The organism is Pantoea sp. MBLJ3, from assembly GCF_000816655.1.
Taxonomy (GTDB): Bacteria; Pseudomonadota; Gammaproteobacteria; order Enterobacterales; family Enterobacteriaceae; genus Pantoea; species Pantoea eucalypti.
In genome coordinates this window covers 643,089-667,079 of the sequence record NZ_JSUT01000005.1, presented here as the reverse complement: position 1 = coordinate 667,079, position 23,991 = coordinate 643,089, and the positions used below count along the sequence as shown (strand labels likewise).

20 protein-coding genes are annotated in these 23,991 nt (G+C 58.8%); 2 read left to right on the top strand and 18 right to left on the bottom strand.

Features of this window, described 5'->3' with window-relative positions; genetic code table 11:
* The first annotated feature begins 330 nt into the window (after nt 1-330).
* Together NP77_RS09435 and NP77_RS09430 are read left to right on the top strand one after the other, a co-directional pair.
* On the top strand, nt 331-897 hold the full coding sequence (locus NP77_RS09435) for a hypothetical protein (RefSeq protein WP_039659911.1): 567 nt from the start codon (nt 331-333) through the stop codon (nt 895-897).
* Nucleotides 884-1,111, top strand: coding sequence for a hypothetical protein (locus NP77_RS09430; RefSeq protein ID WP_003852400.1), 228 nt, complete (start codon nt 884-886; stop codon nt 1,109-1,111). The genes NP77_RS09435 and NP77_RS09430 overlap by 14 nt, the downstream gene beginning before the upstream one ends.
* Before the next feature lie 87 nt (nt 1,112-1,198).
* Here the strand turns inward: NP77_RS09430 and NP77_RS09425 are convergent, their stop codons facing one another.
* From NP77_RS09425 to NP77_RS09340, 18 genes are all read right to left on the bottom strand, one after another.
* Nucleotides 1,199-2,041: an oxidoreductase gene (locus NP77_RS09425; protein WP_003852399.1), complete on the bottom strand. Its 843-nt coding sequence runs from the start codon at nt 2,039-2,041 to the stop codon at nt 1,199-1,201.
* 98 nt (nt 2,042-2,139) lie between these two features.
* Nucleotides 2,140-3,921 (bottom strand): thiamine pyrophosphate-requiring protein, encoded by a 1,782-nt coding sequence (locus tag NP77_RS09420; protein ID WP_003852397.1) that lies wholly within the window; start codon nt 3,919-3,921, stop codon nt 2,140-2,142.
* A gap of 61 nt (nt 3,922-3,982) precedes the next feature.
* Nucleotides 3,983-5,941: a hydantoinase B/oxoprolinase family protein gene (locus NP77_RS09415; RefSeq protein ID WP_039659909.1), complete on the bottom strand. Its 1,959-nt coding sequence runs from the start codon at nt 5,939-5,941 to the stop codon at nt 3,983-3,985.
* A gap of 1 nt (nt 5,942) precedes the next feature.
* Nucleotides 5,943-7,988, bottom strand: coding sequence for a hydantoinase/oxoprolinase family protein (locus tag NP77_RS09410; RefSeq protein WP_008926919.1), 2,046 nt, complete (start codon nt 7,986-7,988; stop codon nt 5,943-5,945).
* An 18-nt stretch (nt 7,989-8,006) separates the two neighbouring features.
* The gene (locus tag NP77_RS09405; protein WP_003852392.1) at nt 8,007-8,453 is read right to left on the bottom strand and encodes a GNAT family N-acetyltransferase; all 447 of its coding nucleotides are present in this window, start codon (nt 8,451-8,453) and stop codon (nt 8,007-8,009) included.
* 252 nt (nt 8,454-8,705) lie between these two features.
* Entirely contained in the window at nt 8,706-9,215 is a 510-nt protein-coding gene (locus NP77_RS09400) for an Lrp/AsnC family transcriptional regulator (RefSeq protein WP_003852391.1), read from the bottom strand.
* 166 nt (nt 9,216-9,381) lie between these two features.
* Entirely contained in the window at nt 9,382-10,698 is a 1,317-nt protein-coding gene (gabT, locus tag NP77_RS09395) for a 4-aminobutyrate--2-oxoglutarate transaminase (RefSeq protein ID WP_008926920.1), read from the bottom strand.
* 113 nt (nt 10,699-10,811) lie between these two features.
* On the bottom strand, nt 10,812-11,945 hold the full coding sequence (locus NP77_RS09390; RefSeq protein WP_039659907.1) for a M20 aminoacylase family protein: 1,134 nt from the start codon (nt 11,943-11,945) through the stop codon (nt 10,812-10,814).
* 1 nt (nt 11,946) lies between these two features.
* Nucleotides 11,947-12,873, bottom strand: a complete 927-nt coding sequence (locus NP77_RS09385; protein WP_039659905.1) for a glyoxylate/hydroxypyruvate reductase A — start codon at nt 12,871-12,873, stop codon at nt 11,947-11,949.
* Entirely contained in the window at nt 12,873-13,715 is an 843-nt protein-coding gene (locus NP77_RS09380; protein ID WP_039659904.1) for a GNAT family N-acetyltransferase, read from the bottom strand. Before NP77_RS09380 ends, NP77_RS09385 begins: the two co-directional genes overlap by 1 nt.
* 11 nt (nt 13,716-13,726) lie before the next feature.
* Nucleotides 13,727-15,058, bottom strand: coding sequence for an FAD-binding oxidoreductase (locus tag NP77_RS09375; RefSeq protein WP_003852381.1), 1,332 nt, complete (start codon nt 15,056-15,058; stop codon nt 13,727-13,729).
* A gap of 122 nt (nt 15,059-15,180) precedes the next feature.
* A complete protein-coding gene (locus NP77_RS09370) occupies nt 15,181-16,845 on the bottom strand; it encodes an ABC transporter ATP-binding protein (RefSeq protein WP_039659902.1) in 1,665 nt (554 codons plus the stop codon).
* Complete coding sequence (locus NP77_RS09365; RefSeq protein ID WP_003852377.1) at nt 16,842-17,693, bottom strand: ABC transporter permease; 852 nt, start codon at nt 17,691-17,693, stop codon at nt 16,842-16,844. The genes NP77_RS09370 and NP77_RS09365 overlap by 4 nt, the downstream gene beginning before the upstream one ends.
* Nucleotides 17,690-18,646: an ABC transporter permease gene (locus NP77_RS09360; RefSeq protein WP_003852376.1), complete on the bottom strand. Its 957-nt coding sequence runs from the start codon at nt 18,644-18,646 to the stop codon at nt 17,690-17,692. The genes NP77_RS09365 and NP77_RS09360 overlap by 4 nt, the downstream gene beginning before the upstream one ends.
* Nucleotides 18,647-18,686: 40 nt before the next feature.
* On the bottom strand, nt 18,687-20,294 hold the full coding sequence (locus NP77_RS09355) for an ABC transporter substrate-binding protein (RefSeq protein WP_003852374.1): 1,608 nt from the start codon (nt 20,292-20,294) through the stop codon (nt 18,687-18,689).
* A gap of 82 nt (nt 20,295-20,376) precedes the next feature.
* A complete protein-coding gene (locus NP77_RS09350; RefSeq protein WP_039659901.1) occupies nt 20,377-21,654 on the bottom strand; it encodes an FAD-binding oxidoreductase in 1,278 nt (425 codons plus the stop codon).
* A 10-nt stretch (nt 21,655-21,664) separates the two neighbouring features.
* A complete protein-coding gene (locus NP77_RS09345; RefSeq protein ID WP_003852370.1) occupies nt 21,665-22,333 on the bottom strand; it encodes a haloacid dehalogenase type II in 669 nt (222 codons plus the stop codon).
* Between the two features lie 28 nt (nt 22,334-22,361).
* Complete coding sequence (locus tag NP77_RS09340) at nt 22,362-23,831, bottom strand: aldehyde dehydrogenase (protein ID WP_008926926.1); 1,470 nt, start codon at nt 23,829-23,831, stop codon at nt 22,362-22,364.
* Nucleotides 23,832-23,991 lie beyond the last annotated feature (160 nt).

Genomic DNA, 23,991 nt, shown 5'->3' with positions numbered 1-23,991 from the left:
CATGAAGCGTGCCAGATAGCCGCGAACTCAAGGGGCTGGGTCAGGGATGCGAGGTGGAATACGGGCTGGGATACAAGATCGAATTCTTATGGTGTCAGAAGCGGGTCGCTGTTTATTTTTTCAGCACAGTGATGGCGCAGGGCTGCGCAATAAGGGTGCGTGCCAGGTGAATGGTTTGTGGGCTGGCTTACAGAACGGTGTTGTTAATGCGCAACAGCGGCTGAAATGCTGGAATGAATAACCTCACTTTTACCATGGATGTTTGACGGTGCTGAGCAGGAACTGAAAAATCGAGTTTCAGGGATTCATATGTTACGGCAGGGATGAGAAGTGCGTATTGAAGAAGATATTTATCTCGAAAACTACGAAATCAGACGAAAAAGATTTATTTATGACCGCCAGATTTATCACAGCTACGTTTTTGTTGGCGGCAGCGAAACTTACACTGTCATCGTTGGCGACCGGATAGATGAACAGACCTTTACCCGCATCGGATATCGGATGCCACCCGGTATCTCCTTTCCTGTTAACGGGCTGGCTGAGGTCTGTTTTGACGTGTTCGATGGTCTGGAGTGCATGAGCGATTTTCGCCACATCAGCATTCCCGGATTAGGTAGTGCAGTCGTTTTAAAAAGTGTAGTACTTGCGTTAATGGCACACCATGAAAGCTTCTCTATCGGCGGTTTTGTTTTCCAGCCTGCGTCTGGCGAGATCGTTGAACGCAATCGTCCGACTCCTCTGGAAGAGATCTACGACGCCATGCTTGGGTTAAAAAATGAACTACACTACAATCGCCGAACAGGGTTGCCGAAGAAAGCGCCGCAACCTTTAATCCCGGACTGTTTCCAGGCTTATAAAGTAGTGACTACAGGGAGAGCTTGCTATGTCGTTTTATGATACACACGATGAAACAACCCCTTTGGCTCCGGTTGAAACCCGATATAAAGAGTTAAGGGCACTTTTGATTGCAGAGTGGCTGGCCCGGCCCGATCTGCCCGCCATTAAAGCTCAGTTAGCTCAGGCGAGAAAACGTTCCTCATCTGCCCTGTTGCGCCGCAAGCTGAAAGAACTGAATGCGCGCGACATGCAGGAAGCAAAGATCCCCGATTAGCACTCAAAGGCCCGATAAACGGGCCTTTCGTATTTTAATAGCTTCTGGTTCACCCGCAGGCGGCTTCCCGCCACCCACAATTCACCTCTATTCCGGAAAATCCGTCTCCACCGACGTCTGTTTCCACGCGTCTATCTCAGCCAGCCGCTCTTTGAGCTTACCTGTCACGGCGTCATGGCCCCAGGCACCCATCACCAGATGACGTGGCGGGTTTTCATGCTCGGTAATAGCAATCATCGCCGCGGCGGCCCGCGCCGGATCGCCCTTCTGAGTGCCGCTGTATTCGGATGTCGCTTTCATCCGCGCGGCGGCGGTCTCCGCATAGTCTGGCAGCGTGCTCGGCGTCTGATGCAGTGAGCGTCCGGCCCAGTCGGTGCGGAACGGACCTGGCTCAACACAGGTCACGTGAATGCCCAGCGGACCGGCTTCCAGCGCCAGCGAATCGGACCAGCCTTCCACCGCATGTTTGCTGGCAGAGTAGTAGCCTGAGCTGGCAAAACCGATTAAGCCTGCCACTGAGGTAATGTTGATCACGTGGCCGCTGCGCGCCTTTCTCATTGCGGGCAGCACGGCGCGGGTCAGGGCAAACAGACCGAAAACGTTGGCATCAAACTGCGCGCGGATTTCGCTTTCCACACCCTCTTCCACCGAGCTCTGATAACCGTAACCGGCGTTGTTTACCAGCACATCAATGGTGCCGAACGTGTCCAGGGCCGCACTGACGGCCTGGTCAATACTCAACTGCTGCGTCACATCCAGCGCTACCGCCAGTGCGTTGTCGTGTCCCTCAACCAGATCGGCAATGGACGCGGTATCACGCGCCGTCACAACCACCTTAAAGCCACGCGCGATGGTCTGCTGCGCCAGTTCACGACCAAAACCGGTCGAACATCCCGAGATTAACCAGACAGGGCTGGAATGAGCAGTCATAACAAGACTCCCGTTGAGAATGATGAAGGGGTTTAAGACCCGGACGCGAGGGCATCCGGGAATAAAGGTTAGTGAGACGCGACCGCCCCACTTAGCCCTTAATGCTTTTTATGAAACAGCTGACTGGCGGTGTCGCTGATGATTTGCGCTGCGCCGCGATCGCCCTTCACCATCGACGCCATAAAGGCTTTCGCCTGCTTAAAGGTGATGTGTGGCGGTAATGGCGCGACTTCCGGATCGGTTTTCACCTCCAGTAATACCGGGCGATCGGCGCTGAGCGCACGCTGCCAGGCACCTGCCAGATCGTCAGGATTGTCGACAAAAATACCGACCATTCCCAGCGACTGCGCAAACTCAGCGTACTTCACATCCGGCAGCTGCTGTGACGCGTCGAAGCGTGGGTTACCCTCCATCACGCGCTGCTCCCAGGTGACCTGATTCAGATCCTGATTGTTGAACACGCAGACAATCAGGCGCGGATCGGCCCACTGCTGCCAGTATTTCTGAATAGTGATCAGCTCGGCCATGTTGTTCATCTGCATCGCACCGTCTCCCACCAGCGCCACCACCGGTTTTTCCGGGTGAGCAAATTTCGCGGCAATCGCGTAAGGCACCGCCGCGCCCATACAGGCCAGACCGCCGGAGAGTGACGCGCGCTGTCCCTGCTTCACCCGATAGTCGCGGGCAAACCAGTTGGCGCAGGAGCCGGAATCCGAGGTGACAATGGCGTTGTCCGGTAACTGAGGTGACATCTCCCACACTACCCGCTGCGGATTGACCGGATTAGCCGGTGCCATGGCACGCTCTTCCATCAGCGTCCACCAGTCACGTACCTGAACCGCAATATCCTCCTGCCAGCTGCGATCCGCTTTATGCTCCAGCAGCGGCAGCAGCGCGCGCAGCGTTTCTGCCGCATCGCCATGCAGGTTCACTTCGCTGGGATAGCGCAGGCCCAGCATGGCGGGATCGATGTCTATCTGCACCGCACGCGCCTTGCCCTCTTCCGGCAGAAATTCCGTCCACGGGAAGCCGCTGCCAATCATCAGCAGGGTGTCGCAGTTTTGCATTAAATCGGATGAAGGTTTCGTGCCGAGCAGGCCAATCGAGCCGGTAACAAACGGCGCGTCGTCCGGCAGCACATCTTTGCCCAGCAGCGCTTTTGCGACTCCGGCACCCAGCACATTGGCAACCTGTACCACCTCAACGGCGGCGTTGCGTGCGCCCGCACCGATGAGAATCGCCACTTTTTTACCGGCGTTAAGCACGTCGGCAGCGCGTTGCAGGTCCGCTTCGTAGGGGATAACTTTGGGACGCTGATAGCCGCTGCCGGAATGGGTGAAGCCATGCAGATGCTGCGGCGGCTGCCACTCTTCATCCTGAATATCTTTAGGGATGATGATCACCGCCACGCCGTTTTGCGCTTTGGCAATGCGCACGCCACGATCCAGCAGATGGCGCACCTGTGTCGGGGTCGAAGCTTCCTGAACGAAGTTAGCGACGTCCGAGAAGATGCGGTCCAGGTTCATCTCCTGCTGATAGCTGGCTCCCCGCGCAGTCGCTTCTGCCTGTCCGGCAATTGCCAGCACCGGCGCATGGTCCATTTTGGCGTCATAAAGCCCGGTCAGCAGATGGGTTGCGCCCGGCCCGCCAGTTGAGAGACAGACGCCCAGCTCCCCAGTAAACTTCGCGTGCCCGGCCGCCATAAAGGCCGCCATCTCCTCGTGCCGCACCTGAATAAATTCGATGCCGTCACCTTTAGCGTTAGCGCGCTGGATAGCTCCCAGCACGCCGTTAATCCCGTCACCTGGATAGCCGTAGATGCGTGTGACGCCCCACTCTTTCAGGCGCTGGACAAAAAAATCACTGGTTTTCATGCTCATCGTCGCGTTGCCTTCATAGTCCATGCAGACTTAAAGCGTAGTCGACGATGCGCACTCTCCGTTAATTGTTCGCCATGGCCGGGTATCGCTGATGCAAATCACTGAATATTTGATTCATATCCGCCGTTTCGCCTATCTCCGCTACCGCCCGGAATACCTGGGTTTTCAGGAAATGACGCCAGCTGACCGGTGCGCCTGCCAGAAAAGCGGTCAGCAACTGGTAACGCTGAGGTGTCCAGAGCGTTTCAAAGCGATTCCGTGCCTCGCCGTGCTCAAAATGCTGCGCAGCGCGTTGCGGCATCGCGGCGCGCAGGCGTGCTGTGGCTGACTCATCCACACCGTCATCAACGATCACTACGCCATACTGCGCCCGGGCTGCTGCGACGCTGAGATAACCACAGCGCACATCCTGCATGACCGCCTCAGTCTCGCGCTGTGACGGCAGGCCATAACCGCCCGCGCCAGGGCCGCGCACTTCGACCACGTCACCCGGCTGGCAGTGGATTACGTCTGTGTTGCCGTGATTGATAACCTCGCCATCGCGCCGGGTGCGGAAGTAAGAGAGCGCCCCGTTCTGCCCGCCCACCAAGCCCGCCGAGGCAAACACCGACCGGTTACGGTTGCGCGCGGTAATCGTGGTGTTGGGCGAGAAAATCTCAAATGCCATTTCGGTCGCTAAGCCGCCGCGATAGCGACCTGGGCCGGCGCTGTCCTGGGCCAGCCCGTAACGATGAAAACGGATCGGGACTTCCGCTTCGTTGATCTCAATGGGCGTGTTTTTCAGGAAGGCAGACAGCCCGCCAGAGCCGTCAGGCCCGTCATGACGCGGCGTACCGCCCGCGCCACCACCCACTGGACCCAGAGAAGCAACCACGCTGCGGTTATGCGTCTGCGTGCGGATGTTCATGATTGAATTACCGCCCGGTGAATTGGCGGGAAGACGGTCCGGCATCGCCAGCGAGAAGACGCCGATTGTCGCAATCTGCGACAGTGCACAGGTCAGCGAGCGCATCCCCACCGCCGCCGGTGCTTCACAATTCATCACCGTACCCGGCGGCAGGATCGCCCGGGTCGGTCGCAGTGTTCCCGCGTTCAGCAGCAGCGAACGATCCAGTGTGGAGAGCACATAAGTGACGCCCACCAGCGCCAGCGGATGCCGTTCACGGCCGCCGGTCGGCATGTTCAGTGACGAGGCCAGCTGCGGGTCGCTGCCGGTGTAGTCCAGCTCCAGCTGATCGCCCTGCACCCGCAGTGTAATGGCGATACGGCAGGGATAACCGCCCTCGCCATCTTCATCGGCGTAGTCGGCATAAAAATACTCCCCATCGGGAATGGTGCTGATAATGCTGCGGGCCTGTGCTTCGGCGTAATCGAGAATCCCTTCTATGCCCTGTAAAAAATCGTCGATACCAAAACGGGCGATAATGTCGTGGATTTTACGCTCACCGACGTTAACTGAAGCCAGCTGTGCTTTGAAATCACCCCAGTTCTGGTCCGGCACCCGCACGTTGAGCCGCATGATGCTGGCGACCTCTTCATTGAGCTGCCCCTGCCGCATGATTTTCAGTGGCGGGATGCGGATCCCCTCCTGCACGATATCGGTCAGCGAGCGCGACAGTGAGGCGGGTACCGCGCCGCCGACGTCGGTGTTATGAATGTGCCCCACCACGAAGCAGACAATTTCGCCCTGGTAAAACACCGGCTTCCAGATGTGGATATCGGGCGAGTGCGTTGCCACATTGCCGGCGTAGGCGTCATTAGTAATGCAGATATCGCCGTCGGCGTAATCGTCAATCAGTGCCAGCACCGGCGCATAGTCGATGCCGCTGTACCAGGGTGCGCCAAAACTGCGCGGCGAGGCAAACGCCAGTCCGGTGCGGCTGACAATCTGGCAGGAGAAATCTTCCGTCTCTTTAACAAAGGTGGAGTGCGCGGTACGCATCAGGGTAAAGGCCATTGCATCGGCAGCAGCGGCGCAGTAGTTCGCCAGGATTTGTAAGTTACGTCCATCAATCGCCATATTATGCCTCGTTCGCCGTGATCAGCAGGTTACCAAAGGAATCGACCGTCACGCCCATACCGGGCGGCACGCAGGTGGTGCAATCGTTCTGCGCAATGATGACCGGACCCCGTAACTGATGGCCGGCAAGCAATACTGTTCGCAGCACCACATCCACCTGATGCCATGCGCCGTCGATCCATGCATCGGTCTGTTTCAGCACTGGCACCGGTTCTGTCGCCGTTGCGAGCCGGTTAATCACCGGTTTTGGCGTGGGTGAGGCGATCACCAGCCGCAGGTTAATCAACTGCACCGGTGCCTGCGGGTCACTGTGACCAAACAGCTGCTGATGCTGGCGATCAAAGGCGTCATGCAGCGCAGTGAAATCTGCCTGCGTCAGCCAGCTCGCCTCCAGCGGCACGTCGATTTCAAACGACTGTCCGTGATAGCGCATATCCGCGCTGAACTGCAGGCTATAGGGCATGTCGCTGCCGTGCTCCTGCGTCAGCCAGTTGCAGGCGCGCTGCTGCAAGGCTTCGGCTTCACTGGCTAATGTGTCAGCCAGCGCAGGCGTCAGGTCGCCGTAGAGTGTGCGGATAAAATCGTTGCGGATGTCCGCTACCAGTCCGCCTAATGCGGAGAGCACGCCTGGCGTAGGCGGAACAATCACCCCTTTCATGTTCAGTTCGCGGGCAAGAAAACAGCCCATCATCGGGCCCGCTCCGCCAAAGGCGAGGAACCAGAATTCACGTGGGTCGAGGCCAAAGCGGGACAGCAGGCCACTGGTGTCGCTGTACATGCTGGAGATCGCCAGTTGAATAGCGGTTTCCGCGGTTTCCTCGACCGAAATAGTGAGGGCATCGGCCAGGGGCTGCCAGGCCGCCCGGGCGGCGGCAACATCCACCGTCACGGCGTTATAACCCAACGCACCGTGGCCCATCATGCCGCAGGCGGCAAAGGCATCGGTGGCCGTCGGCTGTGTGCCGCCGCGCTGGAAGCAGACCGGACCCGGCAGCGATCCGGCACTGTCTGGTCCCATCTGCAATACGCCCTGCCCGTCAATCCACGCCAGCGAGCCGCCGCCTTGCCCCACTGAGGTGACGGCGACAGAAGGAATAAAGATCGGGAAGTCGCCGATGATTTCGCCGTTGCCCTGCGCCACTTTGCCGTCAATGATCACCGCTACGTCGGCGCTGGTGCCGCCAATATCCAGGCTGAGGATTTTGTCAAAACCGCAGGCGCTGGCCAGATAGCTGGCCCCGATCACCCCGGAGGCGGTGCCCGAGAGCACCATCTGGACGCATTCGCGTTTCGCCTGCCCGACGCCCATTACCCCACCGTTGGATTTGGTGATACGCGGCGGCGGCTTTACGCCAAGCCGTTTCAGCGCCTGCTCAAAGGATTCCAGGTAGTGAATGACCATCGGCTGCACGTAGGCATTAATGGTGGCGGTGATGGTGCGTTCATATTCACGAATAATCGGCCAGATGTCAGCGGAACAGGAGGTCAGCAGCTCAGGCGCGACTTCCTCAATAATCGCTTTTACTGCTGCTTCATTATGCCGGTTGCGATAGCTGTGCAGCAGCGACACGACAATACCCTGACAACCTGCGGCGCGTGCCTGCTCAATGGCGTCCAGCACGCTCTGACGATCAGGCGCGTGCAGCACATTGCCGTGGGCGTCAATGCGTTCGCGGATGGCAAATACCCGGTCGCGGGTAATCAGCGGTGCGGCACGCCGGGAGAAAAGATCATGGATATGCGGAATTTTCAGCCGCGCCAGCTCCAGAACATCGCAGAAGCCCTCGGTAGCAAACAGTGCCAGCCGCACACCGCGCCGCTGGATCACCGCGTTAATCCCTACCGTCGTGCCGTGGGTAAAGTAGCCAATCTCAGCGGGATCAATGCCCTGATGCTGCTGAAATTGCGTCAGCCCGGTCTCGATTTCGCTGCCAGGTTTGTCCGGGCGTGACAGGACTTTGAGGGTATGGATCTGGTTCGTTTGCTGGTCCAGCACGGCGAAATCAGTAAAGGATCCACCAATATCCACGCCAACGCGGTATCGCATATCGGGTTAACTCCAGAGTTATGAGAGCGGAAATTCCATCAGCGTCTCGGGATGCTGCACAACACGCCAGCCGAGTCGCTGGTAGACCTGATGGGCATCCTGGGTTGAAAGCATCCAGCGGTGCACCGTTTGCAGCTCCGGATGTTCACGGACGCAGGTCGCCAGCCAGCTGCCCAGCCCGTGACCGCGCCAGTTTTCATCAATGATCACGTCGCACAGCCAGCCAAAACGGGTGTAGTCAGTGATCAGTCGGGCAAAACCTATCTGAGTCTGCTGGTGATAAAGACCAAACGGCAGCGAACCGGCAATCGCCCGCGTGGTTTTGGCCTGCGGCTGACCTTTGGCCCAGTAGGACTTCTCCGCCAGCTGAATATGGATCCAGGCAAGGTCCAGCCGCTGGCGATCGGTAGAAATGGTGAACATATCGCGCTGCCACTGCTGATCAGCAATCTGTAATGAGTCCATGGCAACTCCTTGTATCGGTTGAAATCATTTTAAAAGGGTTCGGACGATGGTTGAGGCTGTAGCGCGCCCTGAAACCGGGTGCAGCCACTGAATTTTGTAACGGAAAAAAATTTTATGCTGAGGGAAGATTGGGCAGATTAAAGCGGTATAGAGGTAACGGGATAACGGGTCAGGCAGGCAGCCAAAAAGCGGGATGGGTGTGACGGCCCTCTCTCCGGTGGACGCAGGAGAGAGGCAACGCCGGGCAGACATTTATACGCCGAACTCCACAGTGTGCTTCCCGATGAGCGATCGTAACGGCACGCTGCTTTTCATGATCGGGGATTTAATCACGATATAGCTGAAGTACTTATCAATGCCGATCTGCGCATCCAGCATCTTCTCAATCACTTCCTGATAATGTTCAATGCTGCGGGTAATAAAGCGCAGCAAATAGTCATAGCCGCCGGTGATCAGATGGCACTCCATCAGCTCATCGACGTCGCGCATCGCACTTTCGAACTTCATAAAATCTTCGCGGCGATGGCCTGACAGGGTGACTTCGGTAAAGACGGTCACCGAATCGGTAATGCGGGTGAGATTAATGTGCGCTTCATAACCGGTGATAAAACCAGCCTGTTCCAGACGTTTGACCCGTTGCAGACAGGGACTGGGCGAGAGACCGACGGCGTCGGCGAGGTTAACGTTGCTGATACGGCCATCTTTCTGGAGTTGCACCAGGATGTTGATGTCGATGCGGTCAAGTTTCATTAAGCCGTTCATAGCACCCCCCTCATTGTCAGAGCCTGTTGGGCCAGGCGCTTAATCAAATGTTCAGAACCTCCCGAAGATATAACACGCTTTACCGTAAACGCGCCAGCGCTTCGCAGTGGTTATACCAGCGGGAGGCTTTCAAATTATTCTAATAAAATCAATGAGGAATGCAGATTTAACCCAACCGGCCCGTGGCGCGGGCCAGCGCAATATCAAAGATATGCAGTGCCTCTTCCAGTTGTGAGTCGGTCGTGACCAGCGGCGCCAGGAAACGGATGGTGTTGCGATGCAGGCCGCATTTGATCAGCAGCAATCCTTCCTGGCAGGCGCTGTCGAGGATCTTCTGGGTAAGCGCCGCATCGGGACGCCCCGTTTCGAAGTCGAGAATTTCCACCGCCTGCATAAAGCCCACGCCGCGCACATCACCAATGCAGGCATATTTGTCCGCCAGCTGTCGCAGACGGGCGTTGAGCTGTTCGCCGAGCTGACAGGACCGCTGCAACAGGTTCTCATGTTCAAACAGATCCAGTACCGCCAGCGCCGCCGCACAGCCCAGTGCGTTGCCGCCGTAGGTGCCGCCTAACCCGCCTGGCGTTGGCGCATCCATGATCTCTGCACGGCCAACCACACCGGAAATCGGCAGACCGCCGCCGAGGCTTTTCGCCAGGGTAATTAAATCTGGTTTGATCCCCAACTGCTGGAAGGCAAACATGGTACCGGTGCGCCCAAAGCCGGATTGCACTTCATCACAGATCAGCAGAATGCCGTGCTGGCTGGTGATACGACGCAGAGCCTGCATAAAGGCCGGTCCGGCTGGCAGGAAGCCGCCATCGCCCTGTACCGGCTCGATGATAATCGCAGCCACACGCTCAGGCAGTATCTGCACGGCGAAGAGCTGATCCATCGCCTTCAGGCAGTCCGCTTCGGTGATGCCGTGCAGCGGGTTCGGGAATGGCAGACGATAGATGTCGCCAGGGAACGGACCAAAGTTCTGTTTGTAAGGCGCGGACATACCGGTCAGGGTGACGCCCAATAAGGTACGCCCATGAAACGCACCATCAAACGCGATGATGCCAGGCCGCTGGGTGTGCGAGCGGGCAATCTTCACCGCATTTTCCACGGCTTCGGCGCCGCTGGTGAAGAAGACGCTTTTGAATGCCTCATCGCCGCCGACCAGTTTGTTCAGCCGCTGTGCCAGTTCAATGTAGCCCGGATAGGCCACCACCTGAAAACAGGCGTGAGAAACCAGACCCAACTGCCTGGTGACCGCATTGACCACCGCAGGGTGATTGTGGCCGACGTTCAGCACGCCGATGCCGCCAACAAAGTCGAGATAGCGATTGCCCTCCACATCCCATACTTCACTGCCTCTGGCGCGTTCGATCACCAGCGGATGGGCGGTCACTACACCGCGCGGCACATTCTGCTCACGTGCATCCAGTAACAGGCTGTTATCGGAATATGCTTGCTGCTCTGCCATGACATTCTGCATTTTAAACCCTCATCCACGTAACGTTCGGTTGGCTCAAGTATCGCAACCTGCTGGTTTCTTACGCTGCCGTAATTCCCCAGGCAGCGGCATTTCCTGTCAAAATCCCGCTGCATTCAGCAGGGAAATTTCTCTGCCAGCGCCTGACGAATCAGGGCGACAAAAACGTTAATGCCATGCGGGATCAGCGCATCATTGAAGTCGTAAGCGGCATGGTGCAGCGGCTTGCAGGGTGCCGATCCCAGCCACAGATAGGCACCGGGGCGCGCCTGCAGCATAAAAGCAAAATCTTCTGAGGTCAGCGCGGGCTGTGGTGCGAGGTCAGCCGGGATGCCCGCCTGCTTTAGCGCCTCAAGGGAAAGCTGCGCTTCCGTTGCGCTGTTGATCGTCGCCGGGTAGTAGCGCCGATAGCTGACCTCTGCCTGCAGGCCGTGGGCGGCGGTGATGTGCGCCGCCATCTGGCGCAAACGCGCTTCAATCGTATCCTGTGCAGTCGGGCTGAAGGTGCGCACCGTGCCGGTGATGTTCGCCTCTGCCGGGATCATGTTGTGTGAAAAGCCACCCTGCATTCGGGTAACGGTGAGCAGCGCGGTTTCGCATGGGTCGAGTGCGCGTGAAACCAGGGTATTCAGCTGCACCACCAGCTCACTGGTCGCAAGAAGCGTATCGCATGTGAGATGAGGCTGCGCAGCGTGACCGCCGCCACCCAGCACCCGAATATCAAAGCGGTCGGCTGCCGCCATGATGGCGCCGGGCCGGGTCTGCACCTGACCGAGGGGCAGTTCAGGCCAGTTATGAATGGCGTAGACCGCCTCACAGGGAAAGCGGCTGAAAAGGCCATCCTCGATCATCGCCTTTGCGCCCGCCTGCCCCTCTTCGGCAGGCTGAAAGATAAAGCAGACGCTGCCGTCAAAGCTGACGTCGCGCGCCAGTTTTTCGGCGGCCCCCAGCAGCATCACAGTATGACCGTCATGGCCGCAGGCGTGACTCACCTGCTCTGCCTGGCTTTGCCACTCTGTGCCGCTCTGATCCTGCATCGGCAACGCATCCATATCGGCGCGCAGGCCGATCATGCGGTCACTGCTGCCCTTTTTCAGTATCCCGACCACGCCGGTTTTACCGATGCCGCGATGCACCTCCATGCCCAGCTGTTGCAGGAAATTCGCCACCATCTCGCTGGTGCGTTGCTCCTGAAAGCCCAGCTCCGGGTGCGCATGCAGATCGCGGCGCAGTGCCACTAAATGTTCCATCTTAATATCCTCGCGAACGGTCAATTTCACCGTGCAGCGGTTCGCCACGCTGGTAGCGCCGCAGGTTTTCCAGCAGTGCCGCAATGGCGCTCTCATTCTGCGTCTGGCTGGCGATGTGTGGGGTGAGCCAGATGGCGGGATGGTGCCAGAACGGATGGCCCTGAGGTAACGGCTCCGGATCGGTGACATCAATCACGGCAGCACGGAGCTGACCGCTCTCCAGCGCTTTGAGCAGATCGTCATGGTTCAGTTGCGGGCCGCGACCGGCCTGCACCAGCGCCGCGCCCTGGGGTAACTGATTAAACAGGCTGTGGTTCAGCAAACCCCGCGTCGTGTCGGTCAGCGGCAGCAGGCAGATCAGAATTTCGCTGTGGGCCAGGAAGTCAGCGAGCTGATCAGCGCCGTGCCAGCAGCGTACGCCAGGAAAGTGGCGTGGTGTGCGGCTCCAGCCTGCGCAGTCAAAACCCAGCGCCACCAGTTGCACTAACGCGGCCTGACCCAGTTCGCCCAGCCCCATCACGCCGACCCGCCGCTGCGAGGCGGGTAATGCCACGTGCGCCAGCCACTGCTGCTGGCGCTGCTGATGAAAATAGCGCGGCATATCACGATGCAGCCCGAGCACCGCAAAGGTGACATATTCCACCATGCCCTGCGTCAGACCCGGTTCGATCATCCTGATTACTGGCAGGTCGGGCGGCAGCGCACTGAAGTCAAACTGATCGGCGCCGGCACCCACCGAGAAGAGCAGTTTCAGGTGTGGAAACCGCGCCGGAATGTCTGCCGGAGGCTGCCAGGCAACCAGCGCCTCAACCTGGTCTGGTTCACCGGTCTCTGGCCAGATATGCAGGTGAATGTCAGGTGCATGTTCTGCCAGCCAGCGCTGCCAGATCCGCCCACGTTCAGGCTCCGATTTATAGACGATATGCATCAGGCCATCGCCTGCGTCATCAATCCAAACGCCTGCATACCCTGCGGTGTCCAGGGCATGCCGCGCACCATTGTGGTGGGCGCATCGACCTGAGGAATACCGAGAGAGGTTAGCCAGGCAGCCATCGGCAGCGCGGCGTCGGTGTCGATTCGCAGGAATTCACCCTGTAACGACTGCATCAGCGAGGCGACCAGCGCCTGCGCGATCGCAAAGTCAGCGGCGATTACCGGGCCAATTGCCCAGCCGTGCCCAAAGCGGCGCAGGCTGGCGAAGCCCTGAATCTGCTGTGATGCGTCCTCTAAAATCACCGTCTGACAGTCGCGCAGTAAATGCGCAATAAGCGCCGGGCGATGCATACCGTGTGCCTGCTGATCCAGCGTCACCAGCGTGCTGTGATCGGCCAGTGTCGCCGGGCGCAGCTGGCATCCCGCCGGGATCACAACGTCTGGCAGCGTGGTGACTTCACGGGTCTGGTGCTGACGAATCTCACCACAGCTGACAAACCCGAGCTTTTCATACAAGCCTTTGCCCATTTCAGTGGCGTGCAGACGCACGTTGTAATCCGGTACTTTTTCCAGTTGCGCCAGCATCAGCTGTTTGCCGAGGCCACGCCCCTGCTGCTGGTTATCGACAATCACCAGACCCAGCGTGGCGGCACTGTCGCCCCAGCGCCAGAGCACGGCACTGCCGATCAGCCTGCCCTGCTCTTCAATCACTGTGCCCTCGCCCAGCTGCAGCGCCAGCGCCCAGTCTTCGCGTCGGTGGGGCCATTTCAGTGCCTGCGTCATGCTGAAGCACGGGTTAAGATCGTCTGGCGTCATTGCGCGTATTGTCAGGCTCATTAAAACTCTCCTTACATCATGCCTGGTGTTTCAAGTCCGCTGCCGTCCACCAGACGACTGTAGCGGTACGGCGTTGGATCAACGATAGGGGTGGCTTCGGTGGCAAGATCCGCCGCCAGTCGACCGGCTCCCGGTCCGATACCGAAGCCGTGGGCGCTGTACCCTGCAGACAGCACCAGCCCCGGCAGTTTCGCCACGGTAGAGATCACCGGAATTGCGTCCGGGGTACTGTCGATCATGCCGCCCCACGACTGCGCCAGCCGGAGGTTCGCCAGCGCCGGGTATTCACGCCGCATCGCCGCCAGCCCCTCTTCCACGATTTTTGCATCGGCGGCCGGATCGAGAATGCGCATGCGCTCAAACGGTGACTCGCGGTCAAATGCCCAGCCACCCATCGCCTCCGGGCCGTTGAAGAACGGCGACAGCCCAAGGTTGAGGGTGAGATTCTTGCGGCGACTTTTGAATGTGGGATAGAACTGACGAGCGTAACGCAGCCCCTGTGCGCCTGGCTCCAGACGCCCGCGACCCGAGACGGAGACGGTGTAACTGCCATCCATCTGCGGCCGGCAGGCAAAGCCCGGCGTGTAGAGCGGCATGGCGATCGCCTGCTCGATAGGCTGGGTACGGAAAGCGGTGCCAATAACGTTGCCCAGCGGCAGATCGATGCCATGACGACGGCAGAACATCGAGGTCCACGCTCCGCCGGCACAGATAACCCGGCTGGTTTTGATCAGACCGCGTTCGGTCCAGACGCCGCTGACACGGCCGCCAGCGATATCCAGCCCGCGCACCGCACACTGCTGAAACAGCATTGCGCCTTTTTTCAGCGCGCCCGCCACCAGCCCAGGCGCAGCGAGGCGCGGTTCGGCGTGGCCGTCGGTCGGCGCTGAGAGACCGCCCCGCCACGGAGTGGTGCTGCCCGGCGTCATTGCTTTGGCCTGCTCCGCCGTGAGAATCGAACTGTTTACGCCATAGCCCTTTGCCATCTGGATCCACTTGTCCCAGGCCGCAATGTCCGACTCTTCCTGCGTGGCGTAGACCAGACCACTGCGCCGGAACCCAAGCTCTTCGCCAGTTTCATCATTTAGCTCACCCCAGCGTTGCAGCGCATAAATAATCAGCGGCAGTTCGCGCTCATCGCGGTTCTGCTGTCGACACCAGCCCCAGTTGCGGCTTGACTGCTCTGCCCCTACCAGGCCTTTCTCAATCAGCACAACCTTCACTCCCTGCTTTGCCAGCTCCCAGGTGGCTGCGGCACCGGCAATACCGGCGCCAATCACCACCACATCGGCGGAATCAGGGAAATTCGCACTGTCCTGTACATAACGAATCGGTGCAGGCATAACACAATAACCTCTGTTGTCAGTATCGGGTCTGGCGCAGGGCAATATCGCCGCTGTGCGTAAGTACGTCGCCTGCGCTATGCATCACTGCACTGCAGGCGGGTAAATCAGAGCGCGCTAACTCACTCTGCTTTTAAAATCTCTTCATGCTCATCCAGCCAGCCCTGACGCAGCTCCGGCACCGCGCGTTTCAGCCGCTCGAAATAGAGTTCACTGGTCGGCTTGTCGTAGTCATTACGTGCCAGCTGAGTGACGATCCGACCGCTCTTCATTACCACAATTTCGTCGCACACCGCGCGAACGGCATGCATGTCGTGGCTGATAAAGATTACTGAGAGGCCCAGCTCACGGCGCAGCTCGCTGATTAAGTCGAGTACGGCGGCGGCAACCACGGTGTCCAGCGCCGAGGTCACTTCATCACACAGAATCAGGTCCGGTTCAGCCGCCAGGGCACGCGCAAGATTGACGCGCTGCTTTTGCCCGCCAGAAAGTGCCCAGGGACGCCGCCACAACACGCTGCGTGGCAGCTGTACCAGATCCAGTAGCTGATAAAGTCGCTGCTGGCGGGCCGAACCACTCAGGCCGTGAAACAGCGTCAGCGGTCGCGACAGGATACGTTCAACGCTGTGGGCCGGATTCAGTGCGGTATCCGCCATCTGGAACACATACTGAATGCGCCGCAGCTCGTTGTCAGGACGTTTTTGCATATCGCCCGCAATGTAGTGGCCGTTAAACAGGATGTGGCCGTGACTCGGGGCATTAAGTCCGGCAATGGCATGCGCCAGGGTGGTTTTGCCCGAGCCTGACTCACCGATAATGCCAATCGCCTGTCCTTTCCACAGTTTGAGGTTGATCTCCTCCAGAATGCGCACTTTCGAATGGCCGTCGCTGCCGCGCGGGCCATAACCTGCGTTGAGGTCGCGCACCTCCAGCAGCGGCTGAATATCGGCAGCAGCCGGGCACCAGTTGCTGGGCCGCTCTTTCTGCCGCGCGGCGTCCATCAGTAAGCGGGTGTACTCCGCCTTTGGCGCGCCAATCAGATGCGCCGTGCTGCCATACTCCGCCATTTTGCCGCGCAACAGCACCAGAATCCGGTCAGCCATCTGTGCCACCACGGCCAGATCGTGACTGACGTAAATCGCGGTGACGCCACGCTGCACCACCACGCGGCGAAACGCTTTCAGCACTTCCACCTGGGTGGTCACATCCAGTGCGGTGGTCGGCTCATCGAGGATCACCACATCCGGATCGCCAATCAGCGCCATCGCCGTCATCAGACGCTGTAGCTGTCCGCCCGATACCTGGTGCGGAAAACGGTCGCCAATGGTCTCGGGGTTCGGCAGCGCCAGTTCGCGGAACAGGCCTATGGCCTTCTCTTTCGCCGCTTTGCGCGTCAGGGTGCCGTGAATAACTACGGGCTCAATGACCTGGTCGAGAATCTTCATGCCCGGATTAAACGATGCCGCCGCGCTCTGGGCGATATAGGCGACGTTGTTGCCGCGAAAGGCGCGTAACTGGCCTGGCGTCAGGCTGTTAACATCGGTGCCAGCAACGTGAATGTTACCGTCGGCAATGCGGCAACCACTGCGGGCATAGCCCATCAGTGCCATGGCGATGGTGGTTTTACCTGAGCCGGATTCGCCTATCAGCGCCAGCACCTCTCCCTTCTGCACGGTAAAATGAATGTCGGAAACCAGGTCAATCTCTTCGCCGCGATCGGTCTGCGCGGTGACGCGCAGTTTATCCACCGATATCACTGGCATGGCGGTATGTGGTGTCACGTTCATGCTCCCTCCTTCGCCAGCGTCATCGGACGCATCGCCTGAAGGCTGTCTATAAACAGGTTGGCGCCAATGGTCAGGCTGGCAATCGCCAGCGCGGGCATCAGGACGGCAGGCGAACCGTCAAATAGCCCCTGCATATTTTCACGCACCAGCGTGCCCCAGTCGGCATACGGCGGCTGAACGCCCAGACCGAGGAAACTCAGCCCGCTCAGCAGCAGCACGATATAGACAAAGCGCAGGCCAAAGTCCGTCAGCATCGGGTGCACCATGTTAGGCAGGATGTCGTGAATGGCGATATACCAGCGGCTTTCGCCCCGCAGCCGTGAAGCACGGACGTAATCCATGCTGCGCAGCGAGCTGGCCATGGCAAAAGCGATACGAAATGCACCCGGCCAGTAGGTGAAAACCGCCGTCAGGATCAGCATCGGCAGCGAGGAGCCAAATACCGCGACGATCATCAGCGACAGCACTTTGCCTGGCAGCACCAGCAGCGCGTCATTGACACGGCCCAGTAACTCCTCCAGCCAGCGTCCCGTGACCGCGGCCAGCAGAGCCAGCAGCGTGCCGATCAGACTGGCCAGCAGCGCCGCACTCAGTGCCAGGCCGATAGAGAATTTCGCGCCGTAGAGAATACGGCTCAGCATGTCGCGTCCCAGATAGTCGGTGCCCAGCAGGTTATCCGCCGTCAGGCCACCCATCAGCGGGCCGCCGCCGATGTCATCAATGCTGTGTGGTGCCAGCGATGTGCCGAATACCGCCATCAGAAGCCAGAACAGCGACATCATCAGACCCAGCCGACCTGACCAGGAAAGAGACTGAAAGAAACGCCAGGGCAACAAGAGAGTATTCATGCGCTTCTCCATTTCGGGTTAAAGGCGATAGTCAGAATGTCGGCCGCCAGCAGCAGCACCAGATAGCAGGCGGCGAACAGCATCACGCAGAGCTGCACCACCGGCAGGTCGCGGTTACTGACCGCATCCACCAGCTGGCTGGCCAGACCGGGATAGCTGAAGATGGTTTCGATGATGATCACTCCGCCAAACAGATAGGAGAGACTGAGTGAAATCGCGTTGGCGATAGGGCCGACCGCATTGGGCAGCGCGTGGCGCAGCACGGCGCGAAGCGGTGACACTCCTTTCAGCAACGCCATCTCCAGATAGGGGCTGTCGAGCTGATTGATAATGGCGGCCCGCGTCATGCGCGCCATCTGCGCCACCAGCACGCAGCAGAGTGTCAGCACCGGCAGCGCGTATGCTTTGAGGTAGCTCAGCAGGTCGCTGTCCGGGCTGCCGAACGACATCGCCGACACCCAGTGCAGTTTGACGGCGAAAATCAGCACCGCCACGGTGGCCACCAGAAATTCCGGTACCGCAACCGTCGCCATCGTGCCGATAACCAGTGCCCGATCGAGCCGGGAACCGCGATTCATCGCCGCGATGATGCCGATGATCAGCGCCATCGGCACGCAGATCAGCGTGGTGATACCCGCCAGTTCAAAGGTGGCGGGGATACGCTGCGCCACCAGCTGTGAGACCGGCAGATGGCTGGCAAACGAGGTGCCGAAATCGCCCTGCACCATGCCGGTCAGCCAGTGGATATAGCGCATCAGCAAAGGCTGATCGAGACCCAGCTGCTGCCGTAACGCCGCCACCGTTTCCGGCGTGGCGTTCTGGCCGAGGATCATCTGTGCCGCGTCACCCGGCAGCAGGCTGGTGATGAAAAACACCACCGCCGAGACGATAAGCAAAGTCAGGATGCCGGCGCCAATCCGCCGGGCAATCAGGAACATCATGTATCGGTTCATCGGCGTACTCCTTAAAAGAGCCTGTTGGGCCAGGCGGGGATCAGGCTGACAGCCACGCAAACTCATGGAAGCGATAACCCATCATCATGCCCGACGGCCAGGCCTCTACCCCTTTAACCTTCCTGTTATAACCATCGGTGGAGCTGATAAAGGTGGGGATAATCGTGCCGCAGTGGTCATAGATCAGAGCCTGCATGTCGCCATACATCTGCTTGCGTTTTGCCTGATCGCGCTCACCGCGTGCGGCGACCACCAGCTGATCAAACTGGGGATTTTTCCAGCCCGATTCGTTGTTCGGAGCCGTAGAGAGGTAGAACTGGGAAAAGAGCATATCAAGCGTTGGACGCGGGTTTATCGAGCCATATCCGATCGGATCTTTCATCCAGTGCGAAGACCAGTAACCGTCATAGGGCACGCGGCGTACTTTCACGTTGAGACCCGCCCCACGCGCCATCTGCTGAATCAGCTGTCCGCCTTCGTTCGCGCCTTCGATATTCGGCGTGGTGATGATCTCTACCGTGGAGCCTGTCATGCCTGCCTTTTTGATATGAAATTTCGCTTTTTCAACGTCGAGCGGGCGCGGCTTGAGGTCGGCGTTGTAAAGCGGATGCCACGGCGGAACCGGGGTGTCATTACTGACGTCGCCGTATCCCTGCAGTACGGTTTTCACCAGCATTTCGCGCGGCTGCAGGTATTTCATTGCCAGCACGAAATCTTCGTTGTTACCTGGCTTAACATCGGTGCGGATGATCAGGTTGGTATACATGCCCGATTTACTCTCCAGCACACCAAATTCATTGCTGCCTTTAAGGCGCTTGCAGTCAGCGGCGGTCAGTGTCGACACTATCTGCAGATCGCCCGACATCAGGGCATTGACGCGTGCCGCGCCGTCGGTGACACCAATCAATTCCACCTCATCCAGATGGGGCAGTCCGGGCTTGTAGTAGTTGGGGTTTTTCGTGCCGATGGTGCGCGTACCTGGCATAAACGTTTTGCAGACAAAGGGACCGGTGCCGATGCCTTTGCTGAAATCGGTGGTGCCATCCTTCACAATCAAAAACGGTGGTGTTGCCAGCATGTAAGGGACATCGAAGTTGGCACTGTTGAGCTCCAGCTGCACCTCATTGTCATTCACCGCACTGAACGATTTAAACTGATCGGCCAGCTTAAAAGCGATAGAGGCGATGGCAGGATCTTTGTGGCGGCTGAGCGAGAAGATCACATCTTTCGCGGTCAGCGGTTTGCCATCGTGAAAGGTCACCCCTTTACGCAGTTTGATATGCCAGGTGATGCCGTCGCTGGATTCAATCGATTCGGCCAGCGCCGGTTTCGCCATCAGGTTTTTATCCAGTTCGGTCAGGCCGCTGTAGAACATAAACTGACGGGTGTAATCCGCACTGTTGTTACTTTTGGCAGGATCGAGCGTGTCGGTGGCTGACGCATTCGACATCGCTGCCCGCAGTTTTCCGCCTTTAACCGGCTTGTCATCCGCCAGTGCTTTCCCTGAAAAACCGATCAGGCCGCTGCTCATCGCCGCTCCCGCGGAGAGGATTTTCATCAGGCTGCGACGTGACAGTGAGCCTTCAGTGATCATGCGCGTCAGTGCCGGATTTACCGCATCAGCATCGTTATTATCAAATTTACTCATCTCTCTACCCTCAATAGTCAGGCGAACCGGGAATGATGTTCTGGCGGTGCTGGTGACCTGGCGGCCAGCACCCGACGGGACGTTATGAAAGGCGATCCTTTGCTTTGTAATAGAGTCCTGCGAGCGGTAAAAACCATGGCTTGCCGTGATAACCGGGTAGCGCGGGCCATGTGTCGCGCTGCCAGGGATTTTCAGTGCGCTTTTCGGTCAGCAGATCGGCCATCACCCGCCCCATCCACACCGACATCTGCGTGCCGTGACCGCTGTAGCCCAGCGAATAGAACAGGCCATCCTGTTCGCCCGCGTGCGGCAGACGGTCGGCGGTCATGTCAACCATGCCGCCCCAGCAGTACTCCACCTCTGCCTGTCCCAACTGCGGCAGCATCTGCGTCATGGCACGGCGCAGGATCTCGCCGCTGCGCGAATCGGATGTCGGGTTGCTGACGGCAAAACGGGCACGGCCGCCAAACACCAGACGGCTGTCAGCAGTCGTGCGAAAGTAGTTGCCGATATTCAGCGAGGTGACGTAAGTCCGATTGTTGGGCAGCACCTGGCGCAGCAGCGTCGGGTCCAGCGCTTCGGTCACCACAATAAAGCTGCCGACCGGCACAATGCGACGCTGAAACCAGGGGAAAGGACCGACGTTGGAGCAGCCGGTCGCCATCAGGACTTTATCCGCCACAATGGTGCCCTGCGCCGTGTGTATCCGGTGCTGATAGCCTTTGAGTCGCTCTAACTTCGTTACCGCGTGATGCGGAAAAATCTTCGCCCCGCTTCGTGCAGCGGCTTCAGCCAGCCCGACGCCAAACTTACCCATGTGCATTTGACCGCCCCGTTTCTGCAGCAGGCCGCCGTGGAAATCGTCGCTGGCGATCTCGTCGCGCACCGCCGTTTTGTCGAGCAGTTCGATCTCCGGGTCTACGGTGCGACGCATCAGTTCATACGCCTCCCGCAGTCCGGCCACGTGCGACGCTTTGCTGGCGAGCTTAAGCTTGCCGCACAACCGGAAGTCACAGTCGATGGCTTCATCCTGGATCAGTTGCTGGACATAGCTCACCGCATCGTCGAACGCCCGATAGAAGCGGCTGGCCTGTTCCAGACCCTGACTTGCCACCAGCGAGGCGAAGTTCTGCGCTACACCGGTGTTGCAGTGGCCGCCGTTGCGCGCCGAGGCCTGGCTCATCACGTCACCACTCTCCAGCAGCACCACACTGATGCCGCTGCGCGCCAGGTTAAGCGCCGCCGAGACGCCGGTGAAACCGCCACCAATCACTACCACGTCCGCCTGTGCGGGCAGCGGTTCGCGGGCGGCGCCGGTAAAGGTGGGAGCGGTGGCCTGCCAGAACGATTCCAGTTTCATGGGGTGTTCCTCAGAGTCCGACGACGCCAGGCAGGCCGCCGATATCTTTGATTTCGGTGTACTGGTAGTACGGATTCGCCGGTTCATGGCCGCGATTGACCCAGACCTTGTTTTTGATGCCGAGATCGTAGGCGGTCATCAGGTCATAGCGGAAGCTGGAGGAGACATGGAGAATCTCCTCCGGGCCGCAGCCGAGCTTATCCAGCATGTATTCGAAACCTTTCATCTGGGGTTTATATGCGCCCGCTTCTTCAGCCGTGATGGTCAGGTAGATGGGTGCACCCAGACGCGGTTCATGGTGTGGGATCAGGTCTTTCATCGAATTGGTCAGCAGCACCAGCGGAAACTCCTTAGCCACTTTTGCCAGCCCGGCGGGCACATCAGGATGCGGTCCCCAGCTGGCGCAGTCAGTGTAAATAAAGTCGCTGTCGGCTTTGCTCCACGTCACGCCCCACTTTTTGCAGGTGCGCTGAATCGCATTACTGACCACGTCGTAATAGGGTTTCCATGCGCCGAGCACCTCATCCAGCCGGTAGCTGGAAAAGTCGGTAGTAAAGGCATGCATTGCATCCGGGTCGACGCGGTCGCTGAAACAACGCTCCGCCGCGCCAGCCATATCGAAGCGAATCAGTGTGCCGTAACAGTCAAACGTGATGAATTTCGGTTTAAACAGTGCCATGTAACACCCTCGTCATTGTCAGTTGCGCTTAGAAATCGATGAGTACACTTTTCTGGCGCTGGCAGGCCTGAAACGCCTGACGCCCTAAATCTTTACCAATGCCAGAACCCAGAAAGCCACCGGTTGGAATAATGAAGTCGCCGGAGCGTCCATAGCGGTTAATCCAGACGGTGCCCGCCTCTATGGCACGCATCGCCCGCATGGCACGAGGCAGGCTCAGCGTGTGCACGCCGGCACAAAGGCCATAGGTGTCATGGGCGGCCATCGCCAGCCCCTGCTCTTCGTCGTCAAACGTCTGTACTGTCAGCACCGGACCAAAAATCTCCTGCTGCACCGCCGGGTTATCCTGCGCCACGTGGCTCAGCAGTGTGGGCTGCCAGAACCAGCCGTTGTCGGTGTCGGCAAAACGCTCTCCGCCCACCAGCACTTCTGCGCCCTGTGCTTTTGCTGCCTCAATGACCGAGCAGACTTTGTTGCCCTGGCGTTCGTCGATCAGCGGGGCATAACGGCTCTCTTCCTGCCACGTGACACCCGGTTTAAGTTCGCGGCAGAGCTGGGCCAGCCGCTCAACCAGCGGATCGGCGATATTGCGTTGTACGATAAGACGGGTGCCCGCCACGCAAGCCTGCCCGCCGTTAGCGGTAAAGCCGCGCAGAATGCGCTGAGCCAGCACCTCAAGGTCACCCGCGTCATCGAATACCAGTTGTGGACTCTTACCGCCCAGCTCCAGTGTCACGGGTTTCATACCGTGCTGCGCGGCATCGCTCATGATGCGTTTTCCGGTCACGGTCGAGCCGGTAAAGGAGACTTTGCGCACCAGCGGATGGGTCACCAGCGCGCTGCCGGTCACCGCACCACTGCCCTGAACAATATTCAGCACGCCCGCCGGTAAGCCCGCCTGGATCGCCAGTTCAGCCATACGCACGGTTGAAAACGGGGTCAGTTCAGAGGGTTTGAGCACCACGGCGTTACCCGCCGCCAGCGCCGGTCCGCATTTCCACGACGCCATCGACAGCGGAAAATTCCACGGGGTAATCGCGGCGATGACACCATAAGGTTCAGCAATCAGCATGCCGAGACTGCTGTCACGGGTTGGAAAGAGGTCACCGCTGTATTTGTCGGCGCATTCGGCATAGAAGCGAATCGCTTCGGCGGTGAACGGAATTTCATGCAGCACAACGTCGCTGATTGGACGGGTCGAACCCAGTGCTTCCAGCTGAGCCAGCAGCGTGTCCTGCTCAATCAGATCGGCCCAGCGGCGTAACACGCGACCGCGTTCGCGCGGCGGACAGCCGGACCAGCCGCTGGTTTTCAGCGCCTGATGCGCAACAGTGACAGCGCGATCAACATCCTGCGGCGTCGCGTCCTGCAGCGTGGCATAGACCCTGCCATCCGAGGGACGTTTTACCTCAAATGATGCGCCCTGGCTCTGGCAGTGCTGGCCGCCAATATAATGGCCAGCCGGAAGAGAAACTTTTTCAGGGTCGAAACTTAACATGGAAAAATCCTTATTTGTTACACCCATCAGTTGCTGTTTTATTAGCGTTTTCACTGGCCGATTTCTGTGGCGTTAATAAGCTAATGCAGAAAGTATGCCAGCCGGGCAAAAAATAAAAATGCGTTTAAAACAGCGCAAAAAAATTTTCTGCCGTATTGCC